Source organism: Peptoniphilus raoultii (assembly GCF_900099555.1).
GTDB classification, from domain to species: Bacteria; Bacillota; Clostridia; order Tissierellales; family Peptoniphilaceae; genus Peptoniphilus_A; species Peptoniphilus_A raoultii.
Genome location: NZ_FMWM01000002.1, coordinates 868,935 through 892,931, shown reverse-complemented (window position 1 = coordinate 892,931; position 23,997 = coordinate 868,935). Strand labels below are relative to the sequence as shown.

Below are 23,997 nucleotides of genomic sequence, written 5' to 3'. Positions count from 1 at the left end.
TTTTTTAATTTGATACCCTGAAATAAATAAAAAAATCATTTACTTGCAAGGTTTATATTCTTTTATAAAAATTTCTTTTATATCTTGTGGGGATTTTACATTTAAATCTTCAAGAACCTTTAAAATTCTGTGAAAGGCCTCAATTGATTTTACCATTAAATAGTCAATATTTGGATGCTCCTTAAATTTTTTTATAACTATATTTAAAATAAAGGCTTCCAAATCATTTTCTTCTTCCTTGCTAAAGGCATATCTGTCAAAGATTTCCATAATTAGAAGGGTGTATTCATATCTTACAAAGTGCATAAAATCTTCAAAAATTTCATCGTCAGAAGCATCATCAATTGTGGTTATAATCTTAAAAAATATATTCCATTCAAAGTCCTTATTTAGGGATGAAAGAATTTGATTGCCAATTGTTGCTGTAAATTCATCATAAAATTTGGGCTTATTTTTTATATTTATATATTCTTCAAGGTTCATATCAACTTTTCTAATGTTATTTATTTTATTTATAAGAGCAATAAAGTCCTCCCCATAGGAAAGGTCCCTATTTTTCTTAAGTTTCATAAAAATATATTCAACAATAACATCTGTTGAAGTCTTAATATTTATAACAAAACCAATTTCTTCATAGATTTTATTTATAAATACATCATTGACAATTTTTGACAGTAAAACCTTAAGCTGCTTTTCGGCAGGAACTTTTGCCGATGCGTCAGAATTTGTCACATGATCATATAAAATCATAAGCTGCTTATCCACCATAAAAAGATTATCAATAATGGAATTCATAATATCCCTGAAAAAGTCCTCAATTATCATATAATTATAATTTTTATAGAGGATTTTGTGGTCTATTTCTCCCCAAAATAGGTTGACTAGTGATTTTATTTGAAGTTCAAAGGCATAGGAATAATTTCTGGAAATAAATCTGCCGTCAAGCTTATAAATTTTAAAGCCATTATTTAAAATTTGGGGCTGCTCATCTTCTAAATTTAATAAGATGCCGGGATTTGACTTTGATGCATAATATCCATCGCCCATATAAAGAGTGAAGTCCCTTATTATTTTTTTATACATTTCTACTTCATCTTTAATAAATCTACATTCAACTCTTAAACCCACAAGGTCCGGAATATTATTAAAGGCATCAAAGGGATTGGGATAATTCATAAAATAGTTTTTTCTAATTAATTTCTCCCTTAGAGAACTTTGACTTTTTATCCTTGTTGACAAATTTAAAAGTCCTTCATCATCTGCCAAAATATCATTAAAAAATGTCTTTAATTCTTTATTCATGCTTACAAGCTCGAGTCTGTGATATTCTAATAAATCAAGCACATCATCTATATATTTAAAGAGCTCAAGTTTCATATTTCCTCCTATAGCCCATAAAAATCTTATAAATTAATTCTATAAGAATTTCCCAAAAAAAATTGCAGATTATTCTTCATACTTTTTGAGATCCCTAGGTCACTTTCATAATATCAAAGGAATTTTTATTGTGCAAGGGTTGCCCTCTGCTGCCTAAAGATTCTAATTTTAATTTCCCCTAATTAATTATAAAAACTTAAAAAGGCTCTGGCATTATAGTCCTCTGATTTTATGGAAAAATAAAGCCTATTCTCCCCTTCAAAGACAGTGATTTTCAAGGTATTGGGATATAAAATTTCCTTCATATAGGTAATATTAATCTCCTTAATCTTTTCTTTTTTATAAACCTCTGGCAGGGACTTCAAAATCCATTCTATATAATAAAAATTATTGACATGGTGATTGTTGTCAATTTCCTCTTTTAAAACTTCATGACTAATCTCATTTAAAATTTTGCCCTTGGCTTTAAATCTTGGGAAGTCTTCAAAATTTCTCTCATTTAAAACTAAATAAGAATCCGTAACAATCTTTGGGATGGCGGAAAGTTTTTTGCCTTTTGTATTTACAATTATAAATACTGTTGATGCCTTAGCTAATATTTTTTCATCTTTAATAATTTCAAACTCCCTAAATGATGAAATTTTTTCATAGCCTGAGGCCCAAGTCCTAATAGTAAACTGGCCACTAACATTCATGTTCCCTAAAATTTCTATTCGCCACTTATATATCATCCAAGTTAAAAAATTATCTGCAAAATATTTATTGACCTTGGTTTTTTTTGCAGAATCTTCTCCTGAAATTTCTATAAATAATCTTAAAAATTCTTTTAAGGATAAATTTTTTTCACTAATTATTTTTTTTGAATATTTTCCCATAGACCCTCCCCTTCTTATTTTAGCACGAAAGTTTACACAATTCTTCTAATATGTTAAAATTCTTTAAGGGATAAAATTAATAAGCGCCAGAGCCCATGTGGCTGACGAGGTATGGAGTTATCGAAATTTTCGGCGGATGCTCCATAGGTATCACAACCTGAATATTTAAAAAAACTAAGAGCAATCTTACAACAAATTAAATATAGTGAATCCCTAATTAAATATCGGGAGGTTTTATATATGTGTGGAATAGTTGCCTATACTGGAAAGCTAAATGCACAGGACGTTATTTTAAACGGTTTAAGCAAACTTGAATACAGGGGCTATGACAGTGCGGGAATTTCTGTCATTAGCAATGGAGAAATTAAAAGTCTTAAAAGACAGGGGAAAATTAAAATTTTAGAGGAAGCTTTAGAAAAAAATCCTTTAAAATCTCATATTGGAATTGGCCATGTGAGATGGGCAACTCACGGAGTCCCAAATGAAACTAATGCCCATCCTCAAATTTCCATGAATGGAAAATTTTCTCTTGTTCACAATGGAATAATTGAAAATTATTTGGAATTAAAAAATATGCTTGAAGCTGAAGGCTACGTTTTTAAATCTCAAACTGACACAGAAGTTATACCTATGTTAATTGAAAAATTTTATGAGGGCGATCTTTTAAAGGCTGTAGAAAAAACTATAGGCCTAATTAGAGGAGCTTATGCCTTTGCTGTCTTATCTTCAGATGAAGAGAATAGACTAATAGCAGTTAAACATTCCTCCCCTCTTGTAGGCGGAGTTTTTGAAGATGGTATTATTCTTGCCAGTGATGTAACTTCTGTAATTTCCCATAGCAAAAAAATAATTTATTTTGAAGAAGACGATATTATAGATGTAAATAATGGGGACTACACAATTTATAATAAGGGAAAAATTATTGATAGACCCTTTAAGGAAACAAAGATGAGTCTTGAAGAAGCATCAAAGGAAAATTATCCTCATTTTCTTTTAAAAGAAATTCATGAGCAAGGCAAAGTTTTACAAGAAGGTCTTTCCATAAGAATAAAGAATAATAAAATTGACTTAGGAGAGGGAGCTTTTTCTTCTTCTGATTTAAAAAAATTTAAAAAGATTTATGCAGTTGCCTGCGGCACAGCCTATCATGCCTGCCTTGCCATTAAATATGCCATGGAAAAACTTTTAAGGCTGCCAGTTACCTGTGAAGTGGCATCTGAATTTAAGTATGAAGATTATTTTGTAGATGAAAATTCACTTGTGCTTGTTGTTTCTCAATCAGGAGAAACTGCCGACACAATTTCTGCCATAAGAAAGGCAAAGGACCTTGGAGCAACAACTCTTTCCATAACAAATGTTTTAGGTTCTACAATTTCAAGAATTACAGACAGGGTTATGTATTGCTATTGCGGTCCGGAAATTTCTGTTGCTTCAACAAAGGCCTACACTTCACAAATCATTGCAGGCTATCTTCTTGCAATAGATATGGCCTTAAAATTAGACAAAATTTCTGACGATGAAGTTCAAAAATATATTGAAGAAATTAAAAAAATCCCAGCAAAAATTGATGAGATTTTAAAAGATGAGGAAGACTATAAAAAGATTGCAGATGAAATAAAATTGGCAAAATCAATTTTCTATACTGGTCGTGGTCTTGATTTTGTTACTGCTAAGGAAGGTGCCTTAAAATTAAAGGAAATTTCTTATATTCATGCAGAGGCCTTTCAGGCAGGAGAACTAAAACATGGTCCTTTGGCCTTGATTGAAAAAGACACCCCCGTTATTTCTATAGCAACTCAAAATCATACTATGGAAAAGACGGCTTCAAATAATGAAGAACTAATGGCAAGGGGAGCAAAAGTTTATGCCCTTGGCTTTAAAGAAAATAATCTTTTAAAGGCATCATCTTTAGAATTTATTGGTATTCCAAAAACTATAGATTTATTTGCACCTATTCTTGCAGTTGTGCCTCTTCAAGTTATTGCCTACTACACATCTGCCCTATTAGGAAATGATGTTGACAAGCCAAGAAACCTTGCAAAATCAGTTACAGTTGAATAAAAATATTAGGTCGGTTTCCTGCTGGCTTAGTTTATAGAAATAATTATAAAATTTTGGGACAGTCCACACTCTATTGGTGCAAGCAAGGGACAGTCCCTTTTCTTTTAGTTAAAGCTAAGAGGGCTGTCCTCTTTGGGAAAAATTGTAATAATTGTAAGAATATAACTATCAAAACTTCACTAGATATTTCATATACTTAAAAATATTTTCTTTTGTTTTATTAGGCACCCTAATTAAAATTTTGACAGCTAGTTAATATATTATTATAATTAGGATAAGGAGAGTTTTATGACAATGTACTCATATCTTTTTTTATCTTTGGTATTTTTATACTTATCCTATAAATTCACCTTAATAGAAAATGCTTTTTTAGCCCTAAATTCAATTAAGCTGGCAAAGATGGAAGAAGAAGGAATAAAAAATTACGATTTAATATATAAACTTACATCTGACGAGGAATTATTTCCCACAACCCTAATTGTGGACTACTTTTCCAATGCCTTATGTCAAATATTTCTAAGCCTATTTTTTTATATGGCCTTTGGACCTATTTATGTGATCCTCGGCATATTTTTGTCAGTTTTACTAGTAATTACAATTGGAGAATCCTTCCCCAGAAATTATGCAAAAAATGCCTATCCGAAAATTTTATCAAAAAATGTTAGGCTAGTTTATTATGCAATAATAATTTTTAGACCCCTCGCCTTTTTAATTTCAAAAATTTCCCAAATAATTTTAAAATTATCAGGTAATGGCAATTTTAAAGAGCCTTTAATCACAGAAGAGGATTTAATTGATGCCATGACTCGTGGCAAGAAAGAAGGAATACTTGATCACAATGAATCACTAATGATTGAAAATGTTATGGAATTTCGTGATTCTTATGCAAAGGATATTATGACTCCAAGAACAGATATTATTGCCATTGACATAGAATCAACCTACCATGAAATTATTGACATAATTTGCAGGGAAAATTTTTCAAGGATGCCCGTTTATGAAGAAAATATAGACAATATTATAGGCATTTTAAATGTAAAAGATTTATTTATGATGGATCAAAATAAGTCCCTAAGAGAAAATATATCATACTTTAAAAAGCCCTATTTTACCTATGAATATAAGGAAATTTCAAAACTTTTTTCAGATATGCGATCTGGTAAAATTTCCGTTGTCATTGTTACCGATGAATATGGCGGCACTTGCGGCATGATTACAATTGAAGATTTGATTGAAAAAATTGTGGGTACAATTTCTGATGAATATGATGATGAAGATGACGAAGATATTATTAAACTAGGTCCCAGCAAATATTTAGTTGACGGAACAATGAATTTAGAAGAGCTAAATCAAATTACTGGCCTTGACTTGGAATCTGAAGAAATAGACTCCATTGGCGGCTTTATAATTGAAAAAATTGACCGTTTCCCAAAAAAAGGCGAAGTTATTAAATTTGATAAGGGCAAATGTATCGTTAAAGAAGTTTCAAAAAATAGAATTGAAAAAATCCTTTTGGAGGTTGAAATTTAATGCAAAAACTTTATATTAAGCAAAAGGTCTTTAAAATAACAGACCACTATCCCATTTTAGATGAAGAGGAAAATACTCTCTACTTTGTGGACCAAGACTTTACACTTATAGGCAAAACTGTTCACGTTTCTGATAGGGATGAAAACGAAATTTTTGTCATTAATAAAAAAATCTTAACTTGGTTACCGGAATATCATATTTCCTATGCAAATGGTCAGGAAGTTATTATAAAATCAAATTTTACATTTTTTAAAGACAGTATGAATATTATTTCACAAGATTATGACCTTAGTGTGAAAGGTGATTTTTTTAGTCACAATTATAAAATATATAAGGATGAGGACCTTGCAGCAGAAATTAATAAGGTATGGCTTTCTTTTGGGGATTCTTTTGAACTCACTATTTATGACGAAAAATTTGCAGACCTTATTATTGGCCTTTGCATAGCCATTGATAATATTATTGATGATAGAGAAAGATCTTCTTAAAAAAAAGACCACCGAAAAAATCGGTGGTGATTTTTTTGTTGAATAGGGACTGTCCCTATTATTTTTTACTTTATCAGTTGTGGTTTTTATTCTGCAAGTTCTAAAACTCTAATTTTTGAATTTTTCCATGATGCTAAAGAACCAAGCTTTTTTACAATTTCTATTAAAAGCTCATCCTCTTCATAAGATTCGTCAATTATCTTTACTCTTATATCCTTATCAAAGGGGATTTTTTTGACTTCATCTCCTAAATCAACAAAAGTAATAACTCTATTTTGCGAGTTTTTAAGCTTTGATATATCTATAACTTTTTTATAAATACCATTTTCCCTTGTATAAAAATATATTTCTCTGCCATATTTTTCCTTATAATATTCATAATATACTTCAGCGGATAGGGAAAAATTTCCAAGAGGATTAAAATCAAAAACAATCTTTTTCATTTCATCACCAAGGTTATTATATCACAAATTTACATTTTGCCATATAATTTTAAATTCATTATTTAATTTTCTATTTAAATTCTTTTTACGCATTTTTATTACTTTTATTATATTTCAATTGACAAATTTGTTGAAATAATTTATCATTAGTAATTGAAAGATAGTATGTTGATTTTCTTTGGAGGTTAAATTATGAAAAAAGTTACAATTATAGCAATGATTCTATTGTTATTACTGATTTCTATTGTACCAGTTTTTGGGGACTCTAGAGTTTTAGGTTTTGACGATGATACAATTTATGTAAGAGTAATTAAATACAGATATGATAGGGCTTTTCCATCAAGTATCGAGCACACAGAATATAGAAGTTCAGGAAAATATAAGGGAAGACTTAATTTAGACTATTCATCTATAAGACAGGAAAACGACAACAGTTATAGTGCAGTATATGAAGGCACTTGTTATTTTGCTGGTAATGCCAATGCTTATAAATAAAGTAAACAAAAAAATTACAATTGTATTAGCTATAGTGCTAATTTCCTCCATTATCTACTTATTTAATGGCTTTAAATCTGAAATGTATTTAACTATTGTTAAAAGAAGATATAGCCCATCAAGCTTTCCAGAATATATTACCTATAAAACAAATAAGGGTCTTTTCTCTTACAGGGGAGATATGAAATTCAATCCTGATTCTGTAAGAAAAGATGAAACTAACACTTATTATGCTGAATACAGTGGTTATGTAAAAAATAAGGGAATTAAATTCCTCAAATGATTAAAAATTATAATATAGAATTTTATTTTATTAAAACATATTATCTTCTAATTTGAAGTGGGCCTTCATGGCTCGCTCTTTTTGTTTCTTTGCTATAATGTTTTTTATTTCTAGGGGACTGTCCCCAGTTCATTATTTTATTGGAGCTACTTTTTTCATAACTCTCCCCATTCTATCTTTTTCTTATTATCTTGCACTATCTTTTTTTATTTTTCCCATTACTTTGCTATAATGTTTTTGAGGTGGTAAAAATGTATGATGGTTTTTTAACTGATGTGGATGGTATAAAAGTTGGCCATGGTCAAGATGAAAGAGCAGGGACAGGACTTAGCCTTGCAATTTTTGAAGAAGGATTTAGCTGCGGTGTTGATGTTAGAGGATCAGCTCCCGGCACTCGTGAAACAGATTTATTAAAGGCTGAAAATTTAGTGGATAAAGTTCACGGCATTGTCCTTGCCGGCGGCTCAGCCTATGGCCTTGATGCTGCCAGTGGACTTATGAAATTTTTAGGGGAAAATAATATTGGCATGGATGTTACAGTTTGTAAAGTCCCTATTGTTGTTAGTGCAGTAATTTTTGATTTATCTGTTGGTGACCCCTTTGTTAGGCCTGACCTTCAAATGGCTTATGATGCTGCAAAAAATGCTTCTTTTAAAGATTCTTCCCTTGGAAATATTGGCGGCGGATGCGGAGCAAGTGTTGGCAAAATTTTAGGCAATGACTTTGCCATGAAATCAGGTCTTGGTCAGTCATCTCTTAAAATAAATAATCTTGTCGTTTCTTCAATGGTCATCTTAAATGCTTTTGGAGATATTTTTGACTATGAAAAGGGAAAACAAATTGCTGGAGTCTATGACAGAAAAAATAAAAAGTTTTTATCTACTTTAAACCTTTACGAAAAGGCAAATTCGGATTATAATGCTTTTAATAGGGCTACTAATACAACAATTTCCCTTGTGGCAACAAATGCTGACTTAACAAAGGCATCTTGTAATAAGGTTTCACAAATGGCTCACGATGGTTATGCAAGATCAATAAATCCTGTTCATACCATGTTTGACGGAGACACTATTTTTACAGCTGCTTCTGGAAAGGTTAAAGCTGACATTAGCCTTGTGGGAATGATGGCAGCCAAATCCATTTCAAGATCAATTGCCAATGCAATTTATGCAAGCAAATCTTCTTATGGTTTATATGCCCACGAAGATATAAAATAGCCCTAAATATTTGAGCGGCATCGAATTCGAGCTGCATCAGGAGGAAAAAATGAATAACACATTAAAAAAAGAGTCTTTAACGACAAGGAAATTAATTTTAGTTTCCGTACTCGGGGCAATCACTATTGTCTTAGGAATGACCCCTTTGGGATTTATACCGCTTGGCGTTATTAATGCAACGACAATGCACATCCCTGTAATTGTAGCAAGCATTATTGAAGGCCCAATTGTGGGCGGTTTAGTGGGACTGATTTTTGGTTTATCATCACTTTTCAATGCCCTACTAAAAAATGCTTCACCCGTTTCATTTGTATTTTACAATCCTTTAATTTCAGTTTTGCCTCGTGTATTAATTGGAATTACAAGCTATTATGCCTATAAGGCCTTTGAAAATTTTCCAGTAAAAAAATTAAGAATTTTTTCTAAAATTATTTGGTCAGTTATCACTGCCTTCTTAATCTTTTTTATGGTCAAAAATTTTGGTCAAATGTCCACTGCAAATAGGATTTATATGACTATATTTTTGGCAGCATCTCTTGGAATAACTATCTATTCATTTTTTAAAATTAATGATAATTTCCCAGTGGTAATAGGTGCCTTTGTTGGCTCTATGACAAATACAGTTTTTGTCCTTGGAGGAATTTATTTGTTATTCGCCAAAAAATATATGGCCGCCCTTGGTATGCCTCTCGAAAATGCAAAAGCCGCAATTTTAGGGGTTTCTATTACAAGTGGGATTCCGGAAGCAATATTATCCATAATAATTACAACAGCCGTTGTTAAGGCAATAAAAGTATATTACAGGTCTTAGGAGAATTATGTTACTTGCAGTAAATATAGAAAATCATTATATATCCTTTGGAATTTTTGAAGCTAATAATTTAATAGGGTCTTTTAAAATAAAAACTGACATAAATAGATCAGCTGATGAACTTTCCTTTTTAATAAAAAATTTGTTAATGGAAAGAAATATTTCTTTAAAAAATATTGATGACCTCATTGTGTCCAATGTTGTCCCTGAAATGCTTGGGATTTTTGAAGAAATTTCTCTCTATCTATTTAAAAAGAAAATAATAAATGTTGGACGTGGAACTAAAAGCGGCCTAGATATAAAATGCGAAAGCCCCAAGGAAGTTGGTGCTGATAGGATTACTAGGGCAGTTGGTGCCTTAAATATTTTCAAGGGCCCCATTCTTGTAATTAATATGTCATCAGTTACAACAATTGATTACATTAACGAAAAAAATCAGTTTATGGGCGGACTTATCTTCCCCGGCATTGACCTTGCACAGGAAATTTTAAAGATAGAAAGTGCAAAACTTCCCAATGTTGAAATTTCTTTTAGCGAAAAAATTATTGGAAATACTACAAGCCTTGCCATGAAGTCAGGACTTTATTATTCCTATATAAATTCAGTTAAGGGCATAATTAAAGACATAGAAAAATCTTTAGGTCATAAAGATTTTCACATAGTTTTGACTGGTGAATTTGCCCATCTTTTAAGGGATATGGAAAATTATAATATTTACTGTGACAAGGATTTAAACTTTAAGGGTCTAAAAATTATTTATGACTTAAATAAGACTTCTGCAAAATAGCGGAAGTCTTTATTTTTATAAACTATAAAAAACCCTCCCTATGAAAAGATCATAAGAGGGTTTTCTTTATAATTCAAAAGATTTATAGCTTAAAATTTTACTTGAAATTTCAAAAAAGCTAATAATTAGTCAAATCTTTTGCTTGCAAAATTTAATTTATAGGCAGAAACATCTACAACTTTATTTAAAGTATTTTTAAAATCTTCAAGATTTCCTGATTGGAAAAAGTCTATTTTCTTTTCCTTGAGATCAGTTCTTTCATTATTCTCATCTAAATAATTTTTCACTTCTTCCACCGTTTCTTCTGCTGGGTCCACAATATTAATATTTCTATTTGTATCCTTAAAAATCTTTTCAAAAGATGGCCTTGCCAGCGGAAAATGAGTGCAACCTAAAATTATTGTATCGTAGTCAAAGTCCTCAAATTTATCTAAATACTTATTAATAATTGGAACTATTTTTTCATGACTTAAATCCCCCTCTTCTGCTGCCAAAACAAGGTCAGGACAGCCTACACTTCGAAGTTCTACTTCAGGATCAGCTTCTTTAAAATAATTTTTATATACATTTGATTTAACAGTTCCTTCCGTTGCAACTAATGCAACTTTTTTATTTTTCGTTACCTTTAAGGCAGCCTTAACTGCTGGTTTTACAACTCCGAAAATTGGAAAATCTGAAATTTCACTAGCTTTTTTAAGTCCATAACATGTTGCAGTATTGCAGGCAATAATTGCAAGTTTTACATCTTTTTCCTTAAAAAAGCCCATGGCTTGGCAAGTAAATTTTTCAACTTCCTCACTTGACCTAATTCCATAGGGCATTCTTTGGGTGTCCCCAAAATATATATAAGACTCCTCAGGCAGCTTTTGTGTTGCAACTTTTAATACGCTAAGAGCTCCAACTCCTGAATCAAAAAATCCTATTAATTTATTATCCATATGTCATCTCTCCTTTTATTATATATATTTTAACTCAAAAAAATAAGACTGCAAGTTTTCTTGCAGCCTTATGAATTTTTTCTTAAACAGCTTCTGGATTCTTTTTATTTAACATCTTTTGAGAAACATAGATTATTACTAAAACTGCAAGACCTATGATATCTGTCAAAGTCTTTGGATCAAGAAGTCCGAAAGCGGCAACTATTAATAAAACTCTTTGCCATACTCTTAATTTACCAAATAAATATCCTTCAACGCAACCAGCAAGGCACATTGTACCAATAAGAGCCGTTATAATTGTTGGAATAGCGGCTGTAATTGGAAGCCAAGTGATTGTTGTTCCCACAACCTTATCAACTAAAATAAGGTGAGGATTTATAGCAAATATATAAGGTATGATGAAGGCTCCAATGGCAAGTTTAAAGGCTTGAACACCAGTTTTCATTGAATTAGCACCTGCAATACCTGCTCCTGCATAAGCCGCTAGGGCAACTGGAGGGGTAACGTCTGCTACAACGCCAAAATAAAGGATAAATAAGTGAGCACACATTAAGTTAACACCAAGTTTTGTAATAGCAGGAACTGCCATTGTTGCAAGTACAATATATTTTGCAGTTGTTGGAAGTCCCATACCAAGAATAAGTGAAGAAATCATAGTTAAGATTAGTGTTGGAATTAATTTTCCTTGAGCAATTGCTACGATAACTTCGGCAATTTTTAAACCAAATCCTGTTAGCGTTACAACACCAACAATCATACCGGCACATGCACAGGCACATGCTACACCAAGAGCACCCTTAGCTCCGGCTTCCATGGCTTCAAAAATTGATTTCCATGTAAAAGAATGGTCTTTTTTAATAAGTGAAACTACGCCAGCAACAACTGTTCCTACAACAATGCCTGTAAGGGCTGCTTGTGTTGGTGGGAATTGTTTAATTAACATATAGATAATAGCAATTAAGGGAAGTAATAAATAGCCTTGTCTAGCCATAATCTTTGAAACTTTTGGAAGAGATTCTCTTGGAAGTCCCTTTAATCCAATTTTACAAGCTTCTAAGTGAACCATAGTGCCAACAGCAATGTAATATAAAATTGCTGGGATAACTGCGGCCCTAACTATTTCAATATACTTAAATCCTGTGAAGTCCGCCATAATAAAGGCTGCTGCACCCATAACTGGTGGCATAATTTGTCCACCTGTTGAAGATGTTGCTTCCACAGCACCTGCATAATATGGTGCGTAACCTACTTTTTTCATTAGTGGGATTGTGAAGGCACCTGTTGTAACTGTGTTCGCTACAGATGAACCTGAAATTGATCCCATAAGTCCTGAAGAAAGTACAGACGTCATGGCTGGGCCTGATCTTGTATGTCCTGTTAAAGCATAAGCAAAGTCAATAAAGAATTGACCAACACCTGTCTTATCGAGGAATGATCCAAATAAGATAAACATAAATACGAAAGTTGAAGATACTCCAAGAGGTGTACCCATAATACCTTCTGTTGTCATATACATATGTGAAATAATTCTTGATACCGAAAAACCTCTGTGTGCTAAAATACCTGGCATTGACCTTCCAAAATATGCAAATAGTAAGAAAATTATGGTTACTATTGGAAGTTCTGGTCCAACAACTCTTCTTGTAACTTCAAGAGTAAGAAGAATTGCTAAACATCCAAATACAGTATCAAGTGTACTCATTTCGCCACCCTTTAAAGTTATAGCTTCAACATTAAAGAATATGTATCCCCAAACTACAGCTGAAAGGATCATTAATAACCAATCTAAAATTTCAATTTTTTTCTTGCTAGATTTTTCTCTGCCCGGATAAAGGGCAAATCCTAATACAAAGGCAAAAATCAAGTGAAGTGACCTTTGCTTCATAGCAAGTAACGTTCCAAAAGCAGATGTATATAAATGGAAAGCTGACATTAAAATGGCAACTATTGTAATAGCAAGTCCAACAGAACCAGTAAGTTTACGAAGTTTAGAAGAATCTAAATCGTATTTTTCAAGAAGTTCATTTACATCAAGAGTTTCAGCATGGGCTGAAGATGCAACTTCATGAATATCTTCTACCTTTTCGCTCAATTGTTTATCGATTTCTTTTTCTTTAGCTTCAGCTTTAGTTTCTTCAGATTTCTTTTCATCTGTCCTAATGTCTACGTCAGAATTTTCAAGATTATCTTTTTTTAAGTTCTTATCGCTCAATATGATACCTCCTCCATAAATAATTTAAAAGTGACATCTTCTTGGCAGAAAATTCTAAAGCCTCTCTAGGCTCAGAAAAATCTGTAAAAAGTTCTTCATCTTTGTCACCGATTTTAAGCCTGTGATTTGCACGAACATCTCCTGTTCTGTATATCACAGTTTCAAAGGGCTCGTCAATGTCATATAAAACAAAATCCCCATTTTCATGTTTGAATTTATAAATTAAATCCACAGGAAGACCCGCCCCTTGAGACCTATATCTTTCTTCCTTTAGGATAAGTTTACCATCTTGGATTTTGTACCACTCACTTGTCTGAGTTCTCATAACTGAATGTGTATAAATAATTCCTATTAAGTCGTCCTTTTTTACATAATAAATTTTTTTATATTGATTTGTAAAGGGGTCCCTAATTATTAAACAGTTAATTTTAATAAGTGCAATTAATAAAAAAAAGACAAGTAAGATAAAGAGTAGTGGAAGAAAAAAATTTCTCCCAATACTCTTTTCTTTATAATTTGTTTTCAAGATTATTTAGCTTCGTCAAAATATTTTTGTGCACCTGGGTGCAAATCAATACTCATACCGTCAAGAGCAGTATCTAAAGTAATGTCTCCGCCTCTAGCGTGAGATTCTTTCATAACATCAAGATTTTCAAATAATAATTTTGTAATGTTATAAGCATCTGCATCTGGCATATCTTTACTTACGATTAACATACTTTGAACAGCTACTACAGAAACTTCGCCTTCTTGGCCCTTATATTCTGTAGGAGTAATGTTTAGGTGAACATAGTATGGATATTCTTTAATAAGTTCTTCTGCCTTAGCAGCATCAATTGGAACCATATGAATATCATGAGTTGTTGCAAGTTCAGTAACTGCTGAAGATGGAATAGCAGCTACTACGAAAGCAGCATCTATTTGACCACTCTTAATTTGATCAGTTGCTTCTGAGAATGATAAATAATCGGCTTTACCTAAATCATCATAAGTTAATCCGTGAGCTTTAAGAATTTGCTTTGCATTAACTTCAGCACCAGATCCTGGAGCTCCAACGGCAATTTTTTTGCCCTTCATATCTTCTACTTTTTCAATGCCTGAATCATTAGAAGCTATGATTTGAACTATTTCAGGATATAATGTACATAATCCTCTGATTTCTTCAACTGGTTTGCCATCAAATGTTTCTATACCTTCTTTTGCATAATATGCAACGTCATTTTGTACAAAAGCAATTTCAGCATCGCCCTTTTGAATTAGGTTTATGTTTTCTACTGACGCACCTGTTGCTTGAGCAGTAGCTGTATAGTTAAGTCCTGCTCCGTTTAGGATTGTAGAAAGTGCTCCACCTAATGGATAATATGTACCACCAGTACCGCCAGTTGCTATTGACATATAGCCACCTTCAGTTTCTTGAGTACCTTCAGAGTTAGTTGCTGCTGCATCTGTTGAAGCTGCGTTTGTAGTTTCTTCTGCTGCAGAAGCGTTTTCAGCTGCACCGTTATTAGCCTTTTCTCCACCGCCACAAGCAGTTAAAGTTACAAGCATCATAACAAGAGTCATAATTAGTGCAAATAGCTTTCTTTTTGTCATAATAATCCTCCTCTATTAAATTCCAAATAAACTATTTACTATGTAAATGTTTATCTGATGCTTATATTTTATACTAGGGGCAAAAAAAAGTCAACGATTCTTAAAAAAATAGTTCTGAGAACTACTTTCACAAGTCGCTGACAAGTGGCTAAAATTACTTTTTTTATTACTTATCTTAATTTATTAATTAAAGACTTATATTTTCTGTAAATTTTCTGAAATTTATAGATTTAGTTTTTTGGATTCATTTTTAAAAATATTTATTGTGTTATTGTTTTCATCTAAATATTTTCCTGCATCCTCGTGGGCATATTTTAAAATATTTATATTCCTTAAGGGGTTTGCAAGTCTTAAATTTGGAAGCCCTGACTGTCTTGTCCCTAAAATATCGCCAAAACCTCTTAATTCCATATCTTTATTTGCTATATAAAATCCGTCTTGAGAATCTGTTAAAATTTTCATTCTCTGCCAAGAGATTTCAGTTTTTGACTTGTTATATAAAATGCAGTAACTTTGATATGATCCTCTTCCAACTCTCCCCCTTAACTGATGAAGGGTTGCCAGGCCAAATCTCTCAGCATTATAGACCATAATTACACTTGCATTTGCAACATTTATGCCAACTTCAATAACTGTTGTGGAAACAATAAGCTGTATTTTATTTTCTTTAAAGTCTTCCATGACTTGGTTTTTTTCCTGACCTGTTAGCCTGCCGTGAAGGAGGGCAACGTTAAAATCCTTATAAAAAGATTTTAATTTTTCATATACATCTTCCACCGCTTCAAGATTTTCTAAATTTTCATTTTCTTCAATTAAAGAGCAAATAACATAGGCTTGTCTGCCATTTTTTAGTTCTTGACCTATAAAATTTAAGGCATCTTTTTCCTGACTTGAATTTATAGAGAGAGTTTTTATTTTTTTTCTGCCCATGGGCATGGTGTCAATAACTGAAAGGTCAAGATCAGCATATAAAATTAGGGATAAACTTCTTGGAATTGGCGTTGCGCTCATAACAATATTGGCGGCAGATCTGTTTTTTTCTTGTAGCTTTTTCCTTTGAATAACTCCAAATCTGTGCTGCTCGTCAATTACATTAAGACCTAGATTAAAAAATTCGACATTTTCTTCAATAATTGCATGGGTGCCAATTAAAATATCAATAAGGCCATTTTTTAAAGCATTTAATATTTCTTCCTTAATCTTTGGTGGAGTTGAGCCCACTAATAGACGAACGTGGACTCCACGGCTTTCAAGTAAAGACCTAAAGGATTGGAAATGCTGGCTAGCTAAAATTTCTGTTGGGGCCATTATTGCACTTTGATAGCCATTTAATTTCGCTATGTAAGAAAGAATTACTGTTACAATTGTCTTTCCACTTCCAACATCTCCTTGTAAAAGCCTATTTACTGCCTTCCCTTCTTCCATGTCCTTAAAAATTTCATCTAAAACTTTTTCTTGACCACTTGTTAATTTAAAGGGAAGATTTTTTATAAGGTCAAAAACTTCATCGTGAATTTCAAATTTTATGCCAGAATCTTTTATATTATTATTTTTAAGCTGCAAAATTGAAAGTTCAAAGAAAAATAATTCTTCATAAATTAAGGTATTTCTGGCTCTTATATAGGCTTTTCTATTGGATGGTCTGTGAATATTTTCAATTGCCATATTTTTTTCCATAAGTCCGTACTTTTCCCTAAGATCTTTTGGAAGCTTATTTTCAAATAAATTCAGGGGTAAAACTTGGGCAAAAAGTTTTTCCAAGAGATTATTATTAATTCCCTGAGTAAGGGGATAGATTGCCCTAATTCTCCCTATATTTTTTATTTCAGAAAGCCTTTCAATTTCAGGGGAGCTTATTTGAATTAGACCCTTAAATCTTTCAAATCTTCCATAAACTAAGTATTCTTCGCCATAATGAATGGATTTTCCAATAAATCTATTGTTAAAAAAAGTCAGGCTTGCCCTAGCCGTTTCATCTTCAATTAAAAAAGTTGATATGTATAGGCCCTTTCTTATTCTTCTGTCTTGAGTATTTTTTAAAATCCTACATCTAAAGGTTCCCTTTTCGCCAGGAACTCCTTCATTTAATTTCAATATTTTTGAAGAATCTTCATATCTGTTAGGATAGTGGTAAAGCAAATCTTCTATTGTAAAAATTCCAAGATTATTTAAAAGTTTCAGAGTTTTTGGTCCAACCCCCTTTAAAATTTCTATTGAATCATTTATTTTCATTTTTTTCACCTTCAAAAAAGGAGCCCGAAAGCTCCTTAAATTTTTAATCAAGTGATATTAAATAATAGTAAATGGGTTGATCACCCTTAATTAATTCTATGTCCATATTGGGATATTTTTCTTCAAGTTGTGATGACATATTTTCTGCATCTTCCTTCTTAACGTCTTCACCATAATAAAGGGTAAGCAGAGTTTTTTCATCATCCATTAAATTTTCTATTAATTCAAATACCACGCCTTCTAAATCAGTTCCTGCTGCCAATAAATTTTTGTGGGAAAGGCCAATAAAATCTCCTTTTTTAACTTCCTTTTCACCAATTACAGTATCTCTAACAGCATAGGTTACCTGAGCATCAACAACAGTTTTTAAGGCCTCTGTCATTTCCCTTTCATTTTCTTTTCCATCCTTTGAGTCATTAAAGGCAAGCATTGCTGCAACACCTCCTGGCACAGATTTTGATGGGATTACAAAAATATTTTTTTCTGAAAGGTCCCTTGCAGTTTCTGCCGCTAAAATAATATTAGAATTATTTGGAAGAATGAAAATATTATTGGCATTTACTTCATTTGCTCCCTTTAAAAGATCTTCTGTTGAAGGATTCATTGTTTGGCCGCCATTTACTACATAATCACAACCTAAGGATTTAAAAAGTTCTGAAATTCCCTCTCCCATTGAAACGACAACAAAGCCATTTTCCTTTGGAGCTCTTTTTTCTTCTTCCTTTTTCTTTGCCCTTTGAACTTCCTCTTCCTTAAATAAAATTTCCCTGTGTTGAAATCTCATATTGTCAATTTTTATATCTTGAAGAAGGCCAAGTTCGCAGGCATATTCAAGAGCCTTGCCCGGGTGATTTGTGTGAACATGAACTTTAATAATTCCGCTTCCGCCACCGCCGACAACTAAAAGACAGTCCCCAAGAGGAGCAAGTTTAGATCTAAATTCTTCTACTTCTTCACTGTCTGTTTGAATGACAAATTCTGTGCAATAACCATATTTTAAAGAAAGATCAGCCTCGCCAAAATTAATATCCTTTTGCTTTTTTTGTTTTAGGACATCATCATCTATAAGATTTAAAATTTCTTCTCCCTTTAAAACTAAAAGAGCCCCTTCAAGTAGGGTTACAAGTCCCTTGCCTCCTGCATCTACAACGCCTGCTTCCTTAAGAGTGGGGAGTTTTTCAGGAGTCTTATCTAAAGAAATATTTGCATATTTAATAGTTTCTAATAAAAAATCTTCAAAAATATTAAATTTTTTATATATTTTTAAGGCATAATCAGCTGTTTCTCTACCAACGGTTAAAATTGTTCCTTCAACTGGTTTCATTACTGCCTTATAAGTTGTTTCAGATGCCTTTTTAAAGGCTTGAGCAATTTGAGAAATATTTGTGCTTTCTGATCCTTCTAAGGATTCTGAAAATCCTCTTAAAAATTGTGAAAGAATGACTCCGGAATTTCCTCTTGCCCCCATAAGAGCACCCCTTGCAGCTGCCTTGGCAACATCTCCAGTAGTTAAATTTCCCTTAAGCCCTTCAATTTGTTTTAAAGCTGATTTACCTGTTAAAGACATATTAGTTCCCGTATCTCCATCAGGAACGGGAAAAACATTTAGGGCATTAATCTCTTCCTTTTTTGAAATAAGATGATTAACTGCACCTACAAAAATTTCCCTTAATAGCTTTCCATCTATAATCTTAGTTTCCAATTTAACCTCCACTACTTAAGTCTAATTCCCTCAACTAGAACTTCAATATTATCAATATTTAAACCTGTTAAATTTTCAATATTAAATTTTACTCTTTCAATAATATTCTCTCCAACAACGGAAATTTTTACTCCATATTCTAAAATCACATGAAGTTCTATATTTATTTCATTATTTTCAGTGTTAACTTTAATTCCCTTAGAAAGATTTTCAAATTTTAAAAGTTCAAAAATACCGTCAGTAGCATTTTTAGATGCCATTCCAACAATACCATAGCTTTCCATGGCGGAAATCCCCGCAATATTAGCTATTACATTATTATCTATAACAATATTTCCTAACTCAGTATTTATAATTGCCGGCATATGGGCACCTCCTTGTACTGCTATTATTATAACAGAAAGTTTCCAACTTTAAAAATATTTTATAATTTGCAGGGGTCATTAAAAAAAGTCCTAAAATTTAGGACTTAAAAATTATTTTTATATAGCAAAAAAGGACCTCGCCGATCCCTTTTAAATTGCACGTTCAACTTTTCCTGATCTCAAACATCTTGTACAAACATTAATCCTCTTTGTAGAACCGTTGACAACAGCTCTGACTCTTCTTATATTAGGAGCCCAGCTTCTATTGCTGCGAGAGTGAGAGAAGGAAATTTTATTTCCAAAAACTTTTTGCTTACCGCAAATTTCACACTTCTTTGACATATCACACCTCCTAAAATTTATCTTTTACACGTTTACTTATTTTACCAAAAATTTCATGCTTTTGCAAATAATTTTTTACATATTAAAATTTCAAAAATTCAGTCCTTACTTTTTATTATAAAAACTTTTCCCCTGTGAATTTTTATACTTGCTCTTTCTTTTATTATTTCATTAGAAACGCCAAGGCCTGGATTTTCCCTGAAAATTGAAATCCTTTTAACCTCATAGGCCATGCCTTCTGTTGAAAAAATACTTTCATGACTTAAGGAAATGATGGAAATATATTTTTTGTCATCCTTTGAAAAATTATAGGTCCCTCTTTCCCTATAAAAAATCTCATTGTTGTTGTCAATAATTTTTCCATTAATATTTTTCTTATAGAGTTTTTGGAGAAGAAAAACTGATGCAAGTTCATGGTCAAACCTTGTCCCTCTAGTATTTACAAGGACTATATCTTTAAATCCACATTTAATTAATTTTTCAAGGCAAATTTCCGTATCCGTTAAATTTTTTTTGTATGGGAAAATTTCTCTTTTAATATTTTCTTCTTCAATAAATTTTTCCCCTTCTTTTGAAACAGAATCCATATCGCCAATTATTAAATCTGGTCTTATGCCATATTCTTTTAACATATCCGTTCCCCTATCGGCAGCCACAATATATCTGTTGAAATAGGGGCTTAAATTTTCTTTGGAAATAGGAGAACCGCCCGCTACAATTAAAGCCTTTTTCATTTCATAAGCTCTTTAAATTTTTTTATATTTTTGGCTGCATCTCCCTTAAAAACTCCTGAGCCTGAAACTAAAATGTCAGCTCCTGCATCAAGGACTTCCTTGGCATTTTCAAGTTTTACTCCTCCGTCAACTTCAATTAAGGTTTCATAGGAATTTTCATCAATAATTTTTCTTAGGTCCTTAATTTTTTTAAGGGCAGATGGAATAAAGGATTGACCTCCAAAGCCTGGGTTTACGCTCATAATTAAAACTAAATATAAATCCTTTAAAATATATTTAAGGCCGCTTAAATCATCGCTTGGATTTAAAGCCACGCCGCATTTCATTCCATGGGCCTTAATTAAATTTAAGGTTCTATCCAAGTGCTTTGTTGTCTGTGGATGGATAGTTAAAATATTTGACCCAGCTTTTGCAAATTCTTCAACATAATTTTCTGGTCTTTCAATCATTAAGTGGGTGTCAAAGGGGATTTCTGTAAGTTTTCTAAATTGACCCACAATTGAAGGGCCAAAAGAAATGTTTGGGACATAATTTCCGTCCATAATGTCCACATGGATAAAATCGCATCCTCCCTCTTCCATTATCTTAAAATCTTTCTTTATATCAGTAAAATCTGCTGATAAAATTGATGGTGAAAGCATTAATATTCCTCCTTTGATTTTAATTCTTCATATAAGTATTTATAATTTTCATAGCGGCTTTGGGGGATTTCCCCCTCCTTAACTTTTTCCTTAATTTGGCAACCTGGTTCATTTAAGTGCTTGCAATTATTAAATTTACAACCCCCTAAATACTTTTCAAATTCTCTAAAATAATGGACCAAATCTTCAGACTTTATATTGAGATCGAGGGAAGAAAAGCCTGGTGTGTCAAAAATATAATAGTCTTCATTAAATAACAATTCCGTGTGCCTTGTGGTGTGCCTTCCCCTTCCATTTTTTTTGGAAACCTCTCCACACACAATTTCCCTATTTAGGATATAGGAAGAAATTGTTGACTTTCCACTCCCACTCACTCCGCAAAGGGCTGTAGTTTTATTTTTTAATTTTTCCTTTAAAAGCTCCATATTTAAATATTCTGTGGCAGAAATTTCAAGACTTTTAAAACCTGCCCTTTCATAAATTTCTTTTATTTTTTTTGCCTCTTCAAAATTTAAATCAGACTTGTTGACAACAATAAAAATTTCTATGCTCGAGTTTTCAACTTGAGCAATCATTTTATCAATAAGAGTTAAATTGTAGTCTGGATTTTTTAAGGGTACGACAATTAGGGCAAGATCAACATTTGAAACCTTGGGCCTTGTGAGTATATTTTTTCTGGGATATATCTTTTGAATATATCCCAGACTTTTATTATCATATTGAAATTCTACATTATCGCCGACTATAGGACTTTCATTTAAATATCTAAAGGCTCCCTTGGCTCTTGTTTCTATAATTTCATCTCCTGATTTTATATAGTAAAAACCACCTGTCAGCTTAATAATTTTTCCCTTCATTATTTCACTACTTCTCTTGTTACATATTGGTCATCAAGGTAAATTTCATAGGTTCCCTTGCCAATTAATTCAATTTTATCTGTTGTTCCTGGATCCCTATTGTAATCCCAAACAGGACCTTCTGAAACTTCTTCTCCTCTGGAGTTCACAACTCTATAAGCCTTAACATTGTGAGTTTTTCCATCATCAGGAACTTTTAAGGTGTAGGTGTAAGTTGAAACATCAGATTTGCCCGTATTTTCATTTTCACTTTCAGAATCTGAGCCATCATCAATAATATCTCCCGTTTCAGGACCCTTGGAAATATAAAAAGTTACTGTTGAACCCTTTGCAAGTTCTGTTCCTGGTTTTGGATCAATTTTATAAATTTCTCCCTTATTTACTTCTCCTGAATAGCCTTCTTTTAATTCCACTACAAGACCAAGCTTTTCAAGCTGTTCCTTGGGAGCTTTTGGATCCATTCCTCTAAAGGATGAATTGTAGACAACTGGACTTTCGTCAATTCCCTTTGAAATAAATAATTTTATCTCCATGCCTCTTGCCACTCTTTCTCCAGCAGCTGGTTCTGTATAAATAATTTTTTCGGCTTCTATTTCTTCATTAAATTCATTTTCAACTTCTCCAACTTTTAAACCTGAATTATTTAACTTTTCTTCAGCAAGTTCCAAGGTATAATTTTTTAAATTTGGAACTTCTACATCATCAGGGATTGAATTTATTACAAGACTAACTGTGGTTCCCTTATCAACAACAGTTCCGGCAGCTGGATCTTGAGATAAAACTTCTTGAGATTTTTTTGTTGGATCTTCGCTAGTTGAAATTGAAAATTTTAGGCCTTGGCTGTCAAGTTTAGCTTCCGCTTCGCCCTTTGATGAGCCTACAACATTAACTACTTCAACTTGTTCTACTTCTTCATTACTATGGATTCCAGCAATAGCTTTTGGGGCAACTTTTGCAAGCAAAAATACAATGATAATTGCACAAAAGATTCCTAGAATTGCAGGAGCAGCTGAATTTTTCTTAGAGGGCTTTTTGGGAACATCCCTTTCAGGCCTTGGTTTACTTCTATTGTTATAAGAATTATAAGCATTATCCTTTGAAGGCATAAAGATTCCTGGTTCAATCACGCTTGTTGCATCACTGTCTTCTTTTTGATAAGAAGAATATGGACTTTGAACCCTTCCATTAATTGAAACTGATTTAATGTCCTTAATTAATTCGTAGACATCTGAATATCTTTTATTAGGATCTTTCCTTGTCATTTTTAAAACTAAATCATCAACGGCCGATGACAAACTTTTAACCTTATCTGAAGGTCTTGGCATATTTGTTTGTACCTGCATTAGAGCAATGGAAACTGGATTATCTGCATCAAAGGGAAGAGTTCCTGTTAACATTTCATATAAGACTATTCCCATAGAATAAATATCACTTCTGTTATCAACTTTTGCTCCTCTTGCCTGCTCTGGTGAAAAATAATGTACGCTTCCCATAACAGCATTTGTTGCAGTAACAGTTGTGTTGTCAGCAACTCTTGCAATTCCAAAATCTGTAACTTTTACTCTATCATCTTTGGTTACCATAATGTTTTGAGATTTTATATCCCTATGGACAATATGTTTTGAGTGAGCGGTTTTTAAAGCCTCTGCAATTTGAAGAGCATAATTTAAGGCTCTTTTTTCAGAAAGTCTGCCCTCCTCATTTATTAATTCCTTTAAGGTTTTTCCGTCAATATATTCCATAACAATATAATGGACAACATCACCATCAATTGTTTCTGAACCCACATCATAAATGCTAACAATGTTGGGATGAGAAATACTTGCTGCCGCCAAAGATTCTCTTTTAAATTTTCTAATAAAATTATTGTCGTCATTATACTCCAGCTTTAAAACTTTTATGGCTACAATTCTATCTAGCCTAGAGTCATGAGCCTTATAAACATTACCCATTCCGCCGGTGCCAATTTTTTCTAAAATTTCATATCTATTTCCAAAAACTTTACTAATCATAA

The 23,997-nt window shown here is 32.4% G+C and carries 23 protein-coding genes; 8 read left to right on the top strand and 15 right to left on the bottom strand.

The features are described from left to right. Positions 1–39 precede the first annotated feature (39 nt). Entirely contained in the window at positions 40–1,377 is a 1,338-nt protein-coding gene (locus BQ4446_RS04295; protein ID WP_071026931.1) for a GTP pyrophosphokinase, read from the bottom strand. Between the two features lie 182 nt (positions 1,378–1,559). Continuing rightward, complete coding sequence (locus tag BQ4446_RS04290) at positions 1,560–2,252, bottom strand: acyl-[acyl-carrier-protein] thioesterase (RefSeq protein WP_071026929.1); 693 nt, start codon at positions 2,250–2,252, stop codon at positions 1,560–1,562. 240 nt (positions 2,253–2,492) lie between these two features. Between BQ4446_RS04290 and glmS the strand changes: the two genes are divergently transcribed. From glmS to BQ4446_RS04275, 3 genes are all read left to right on the top strand, one after another. After that, the gene (gene glmS / locus BQ4446_RS04285; protein ID WP_071026927.1) at positions 2,493–4,313 is read left to right on the top strand and encodes a glutamine--fructose-6-phosphate transaminase (isomerizing); all 1,821 of its coding nucleotides are present in this window, start codon (positions 2,493–2,495) and stop codon (positions 4,311–4,313) included. Positions 4,314–4,601: 288 nt separating this feature from the next. Continuing rightward, positions 4,602–5,843 (top strand): hemolysin family protein, encoded by a 1,242-nt coding sequence (locus BQ4446_RS04280; RefSeq protein WP_071026925.1) that lies wholly within the window; start codon positions 4,602–4,604, stop codon positions 5,841–5,843. After that, positions 5,843–6,331, top strand: a complete 489-nt coding sequence (locus BQ4446_RS04275; RefSeq protein ID WP_071026924.1) for an LURP-one-related/scramblase family protein — start codon at positions 5,843–5,845, stop codon at positions 6,329–6,331. The genes BQ4446_RS04280 and BQ4446_RS04275 overlap by 1 nt, the downstream gene beginning before the upstream one ends. Before the next feature lie 86 nt (positions 6,332–6,417). On the opposite strand, the gene BQ4446_RS04270 is transcribed toward BQ4446_RS04275, so the two are convergent. Next, complete coding sequence (locus BQ4446_RS04270) at positions 6,418–6,774, bottom strand: hypothetical protein (RefSeq protein WP_071026922.1); 357 nt, start codon at positions 6,772–6,774, stop codon at positions 6,418–6,420. A gap of 192 nt (positions 6,775–6,966) precedes the next feature. Between BQ4446_RS04270 and BQ4446_RS04265 the strand changes: the two genes are divergently transcribed. The 5 genes from BQ4446_RS04265 (at position 6,967) to BQ4446_RS04245 (ending at position 10,367) form a co-directional block, all read left to right on the top strand. Further along, positions 6,967–7,269 carry a hypothetical protein gene (locus tag BQ4446_RS04265; RefSeq protein WP_071026920.1) on the top strand — a complete coding sequence of 101 codons (303 nt, stop codon included), beginning with the start codon at positions 6,967–6,969 and terminating at the stop codon, positions 7,267–7,269. Then, positions 7,223–7,552, top strand: a complete 330-nt coding sequence (locus tag BQ4446_RS04260) for a hypothetical protein (RefSeq protein WP_167632536.1) — start codon at positions 7,223–7,225, stop codon at positions 7,550–7,552. The genes BQ4446_RS04265 and BQ4446_RS04260 overlap by 47 nt, the downstream gene beginning before the upstream one ends. A gap of 251 nt (positions 7,553–7,803) precedes the next feature. After that, a complete protein-coding gene (locus BQ4446_RS04255; protein ID WP_071026917.1) occupies positions 7,804–8,769 on the top strand; it encodes a P1 family peptidase in 966 nt (321 codons plus the stop codon). Positions 8,770–8,818: 49 nt separating this feature from the next. Continuing rightward, the gene (locus BQ4446_RS04250) at positions 8,819–9,580 is read left to right on the top strand and encodes an ECF transporter S component (RefSeq protein ID WP_071026915.1); all 762 of its coding nucleotides are present in this window, start codon (positions 8,819–8,821) and stop codon (positions 9,578–9,580) included. A gap of 7 nt (positions 9,581–9,587) precedes the next feature. Continuing rightward, complete coding sequence (locus BQ4446_RS04245) at positions 9,588–10,367, top strand: type III pantothenate kinase (RefSeq protein WP_071026913.1); 780 nt, start codon at positions 9,588–9,590, stop codon at positions 10,365–10,367. A 125-nt stretch (positions 10,368–10,492) separates the two neighbouring features. Here BQ4446_RS04245 and murI read toward each other — a convergent pair whose 3' ends face one another. The 12 genes from murI to pknB form a co-directional block, all read right to left on the bottom strand. Continuing rightward, complete coding sequence (gene murI / locus BQ4446_RS04240) at positions 10,493–11,305, bottom strand: glutamate racemase (protein WP_071026912.1); 813 nt, start codon at positions 11,303–11,305, stop codon at positions 10,493–10,495. Positions 11,306–11,387: 82 nt separating this feature from the next. Next, positions 11,388–13,517, bottom strand: coding sequence for a TRAP transporter permease (locus BQ4446_RS04235; protein ID WP_071026910.1), 2,130 nt, complete (start codon positions 13,515–13,517; stop codon positions 11,388–11,390). Then, a complete protein-coding gene (locus BQ4446_RS04230) occupies positions 13,507–14,043 on the bottom strand; it encodes a DUF1850 domain-containing protein (RefSeq protein WP_071026908.1) in 537 nt (178 codons plus the stop codon). Before BQ4446_RS04230 ends, BQ4446_RS04235 begins: the two co-directional genes overlap by 11 nt. Positions 14,044–14,045: 2 nt before the next feature. Beyond that, on the bottom strand, positions 14,046–15,110 hold the full coding sequence (locus BQ4446_RS04225; RefSeq protein ID WP_071026906.1) for a TAXI family TRAP transporter solute-binding subunit: 1,065 nt from the start codon (positions 15,108–15,110) through the stop codon (positions 14,046–14,048). Between the two features lie 222 nt (positions 15,111–15,332). Further along, entirely contained in the window at positions 15,333–17,342 is a 2,010-nt protein-coding gene (gene recG, locus BQ4446_RS04220; protein WP_071026904.1) for an ATP-dependent DNA helicase RecG, read from the bottom strand. A 43-nt stretch (positions 17,343–17,385) separates the two neighbouring features. Further along, a complete protein-coding gene (locus tag BQ4446_RS04215) occupies positions 17,386–19,044 on the bottom strand; it encodes a DAK2 domain-containing protein (RefSeq protein ID WP_071026902.1) in 1,659 nt (552 codons plus the stop codon). Positions 19,045–19,055: 11 nt separating this feature from the next. Continuing rightward, positions 19,056–19,409: an Asp23/Gls24 family envelope stress response protein gene (locus tag BQ4446_RS04210; protein WP_071026900.1), complete on the bottom strand. Its 354-nt coding sequence runs from the start codon at positions 19,407–19,409 to the stop codon at positions 19,056–19,058. 150 nt (positions 19,410–19,559) lie between these two features. After that, positions 19,560–19,751 (bottom strand): 50S ribosomal protein L28, encoded by a 192-nt coding sequence (gene rpmB, locus BQ4446_RS04205; protein ID WP_071026898.1) that lies wholly within the window; start codon positions 19,749–19,751, stop codon positions 19,560–19,562. Positions 19,752–19,849: 98 nt separating this feature from the next. Next, on the bottom strand, positions 19,850–20,485 hold the full coding sequence (locus BQ4446_RS04200) for a thiamine diphosphokinase (protein WP_071026896.1): 636 nt from the start codon (positions 20,483–20,485) through the stop codon (positions 19,850–19,852). Continuing rightward, positions 20,482–21,126 (bottom strand): ribulose-phosphate 3-epimerase, encoded by a 645-nt coding sequence (rpe, locus tag BQ4446_RS04195; RefSeq protein WP_071026894.1) that lies wholly within the window; start codon positions 21,124–21,126, stop codon positions 20,482–20,484. Before rpe ends, BQ4446_RS04200 begins: the two co-directional genes overlap by 4 nt. Then, complete coding sequence (gene rsgA, locus BQ4446_RS04190) at positions 21,126–21,983, bottom strand: ribosome small subunit-dependent GTPase A (RefSeq protein ID WP_071026892.1); 858 nt, start codon at positions 21,981–21,983, stop codon at positions 21,126–21,128. The genes rpe and rsgA overlap by 1 nt, the downstream gene beginning before the upstream one ends. Continuing rightward, the gene (gene pknB, locus BQ4446_RS04185; protein ID WP_071026891.1) at positions 21,983–23,995 is read right to left on the bottom strand and encodes a Stk1 family PASTA domain-containing Ser/Thr kinase; all 2,013 of its coding nucleotides are present in this window, start codon (positions 23,993–23,995) and stop codon (positions 21,983–21,985) included. Before pknB ends, rsgA begins: the two co-directional genes overlap by 1 nt. Between the last annotated feature and the right edge of the window lie 2 nt (positions 23,996–23,997).

Bases quoted from the DNA above. Each gene is read 5' to 3' on its own strand.
- BQ4446_RS04295 (WP_071026931.1), bottom strand. From the start codon at position 1,377: ATGAAACTTGAGCTCTTTAAATATATAGATGATGTGCTTGATTTATTA.
- BQ4446_RS04290 (WP_071026929.1), bottom strand. From the start codon at position 2,252: ATGGGAAAATATTCAAAAAAAATAATTAGTGAAAAAAATTTATCCTTA.
- glmS (WP_071026927.1), top strand. From the start codon at position 2,493: ATGTGTGGAATAGTTGCCTATACTGGAAAGCTAAATGCACAGGACGTT.
- BQ4446_RS04280 (WP_071026925.1), top strand. From the start codon at position 4,602: ATGACAATGTACTCATATCTTTTTTTATCTTTGGTATTTTTATACTTA.
- BQ4446_RS04275 (WP_071026924.1), top strand. From the start codon at position 5,843: ATGCAAAAACTTTATATTAAGCAAAAGGTCTTTAAAATAACAGACCAC.
- BQ4446_RS04270 (WP_071026922.1), bottom strand. From the start codon at position 6,774: ATGAAAAAGATTGTTTTTGATTTTAATCCTCTTGGAAATTTTTCCCTA.
- BQ4446_RS04265 (WP_071026920.1), top strand. From the start codon at position 6,967: ATGAAAAAAGTTACAATTATAGCAATGATTCTATTGTTATTACTGATT.
- BQ4446_RS04260 (WP_167632536.1), top strand. From the start codon at position 7,223: ATGAAGGCACTTGTTATTTTGCTGGTAATGCCAATGCTTATAAATAAA.
- BQ4446_RS04255 (WP_071026917.1), top strand. From the start codon at position 7,804: ATGTATGATGGTTTTTTAACTGATGTGGATGGTATAAAAGTTGGCCAT.
- BQ4446_RS04250 (WP_071026915.1), top strand. From the start codon at position 8,819: ATGAATAACACATTAAAAAAAGAGTCTTTAACGACAAGGAAATTAATT.
- BQ4446_RS04245 (WP_071026913.1), top strand. From the start codon at position 9,588: ATGTTACTTGCAGTAAATATAGAAAATCATTATATATCCTTTGGAATT.
- murI (WP_071026912.1), bottom strand. From the start codon at position 11,305: ATGGATAATAAATTAATAGGATTTTTTGATTCAGGAGTTGGAGCTCTT.
- BQ4446_RS04225 (WP_071026906.1), bottom strand. From the start codon at position 15,110: ATGACAAAAAGAAAGCTATTTGCACTAATTATGACTCTTGTTATGATG.
- recG (WP_071026904.1), bottom strand. From the start codon at position 17,342: ATGAAAATAAATGATTCAATAGAAATTTTAAAGGGGGTTGGACCAAAA.
- BQ4446_RS04210 (WP_071026900.1), bottom strand. From the start codon at position 19,409: ATGCCGGCAATTATAAATACTGAGTTAGGAAATATTGTTATAGATAAT.
- rpmB (WP_071026898.1), bottom strand. From the start codon at position 19,751: ATGTCAAAGAAGTGTGAAATTTGCGGTAAGCAAAAAGTTTTTGGAAAT.
- BQ4446_RS04200 (WP_071026896.1), bottom strand. From the start codon at position 20,485: ATGAAAAAGGCTTTAATTGTAGCGGGCGGTTCTCCTATTTCCAAAGAA.
- rpe (WP_071026894.1), bottom strand. From the start codon at position 21,126: ATGCTTTCACCATCAATTTTATCAGCAGATTTTACTGATATAAAGAAA.
- rsgA (WP_071026892.1), bottom strand. From the start codon at position 21,983: ATGAAGGGAAAAATTATTAAGCTGACAGGTGGTTTTTACTATATAAAA.
- pknB (WP_071026891.1), bottom strand. From the start codon at position 23,995: ATGATTAGTAAAGTTTTTGGAAATAGATATGAAATTTTAGAAAAAATT.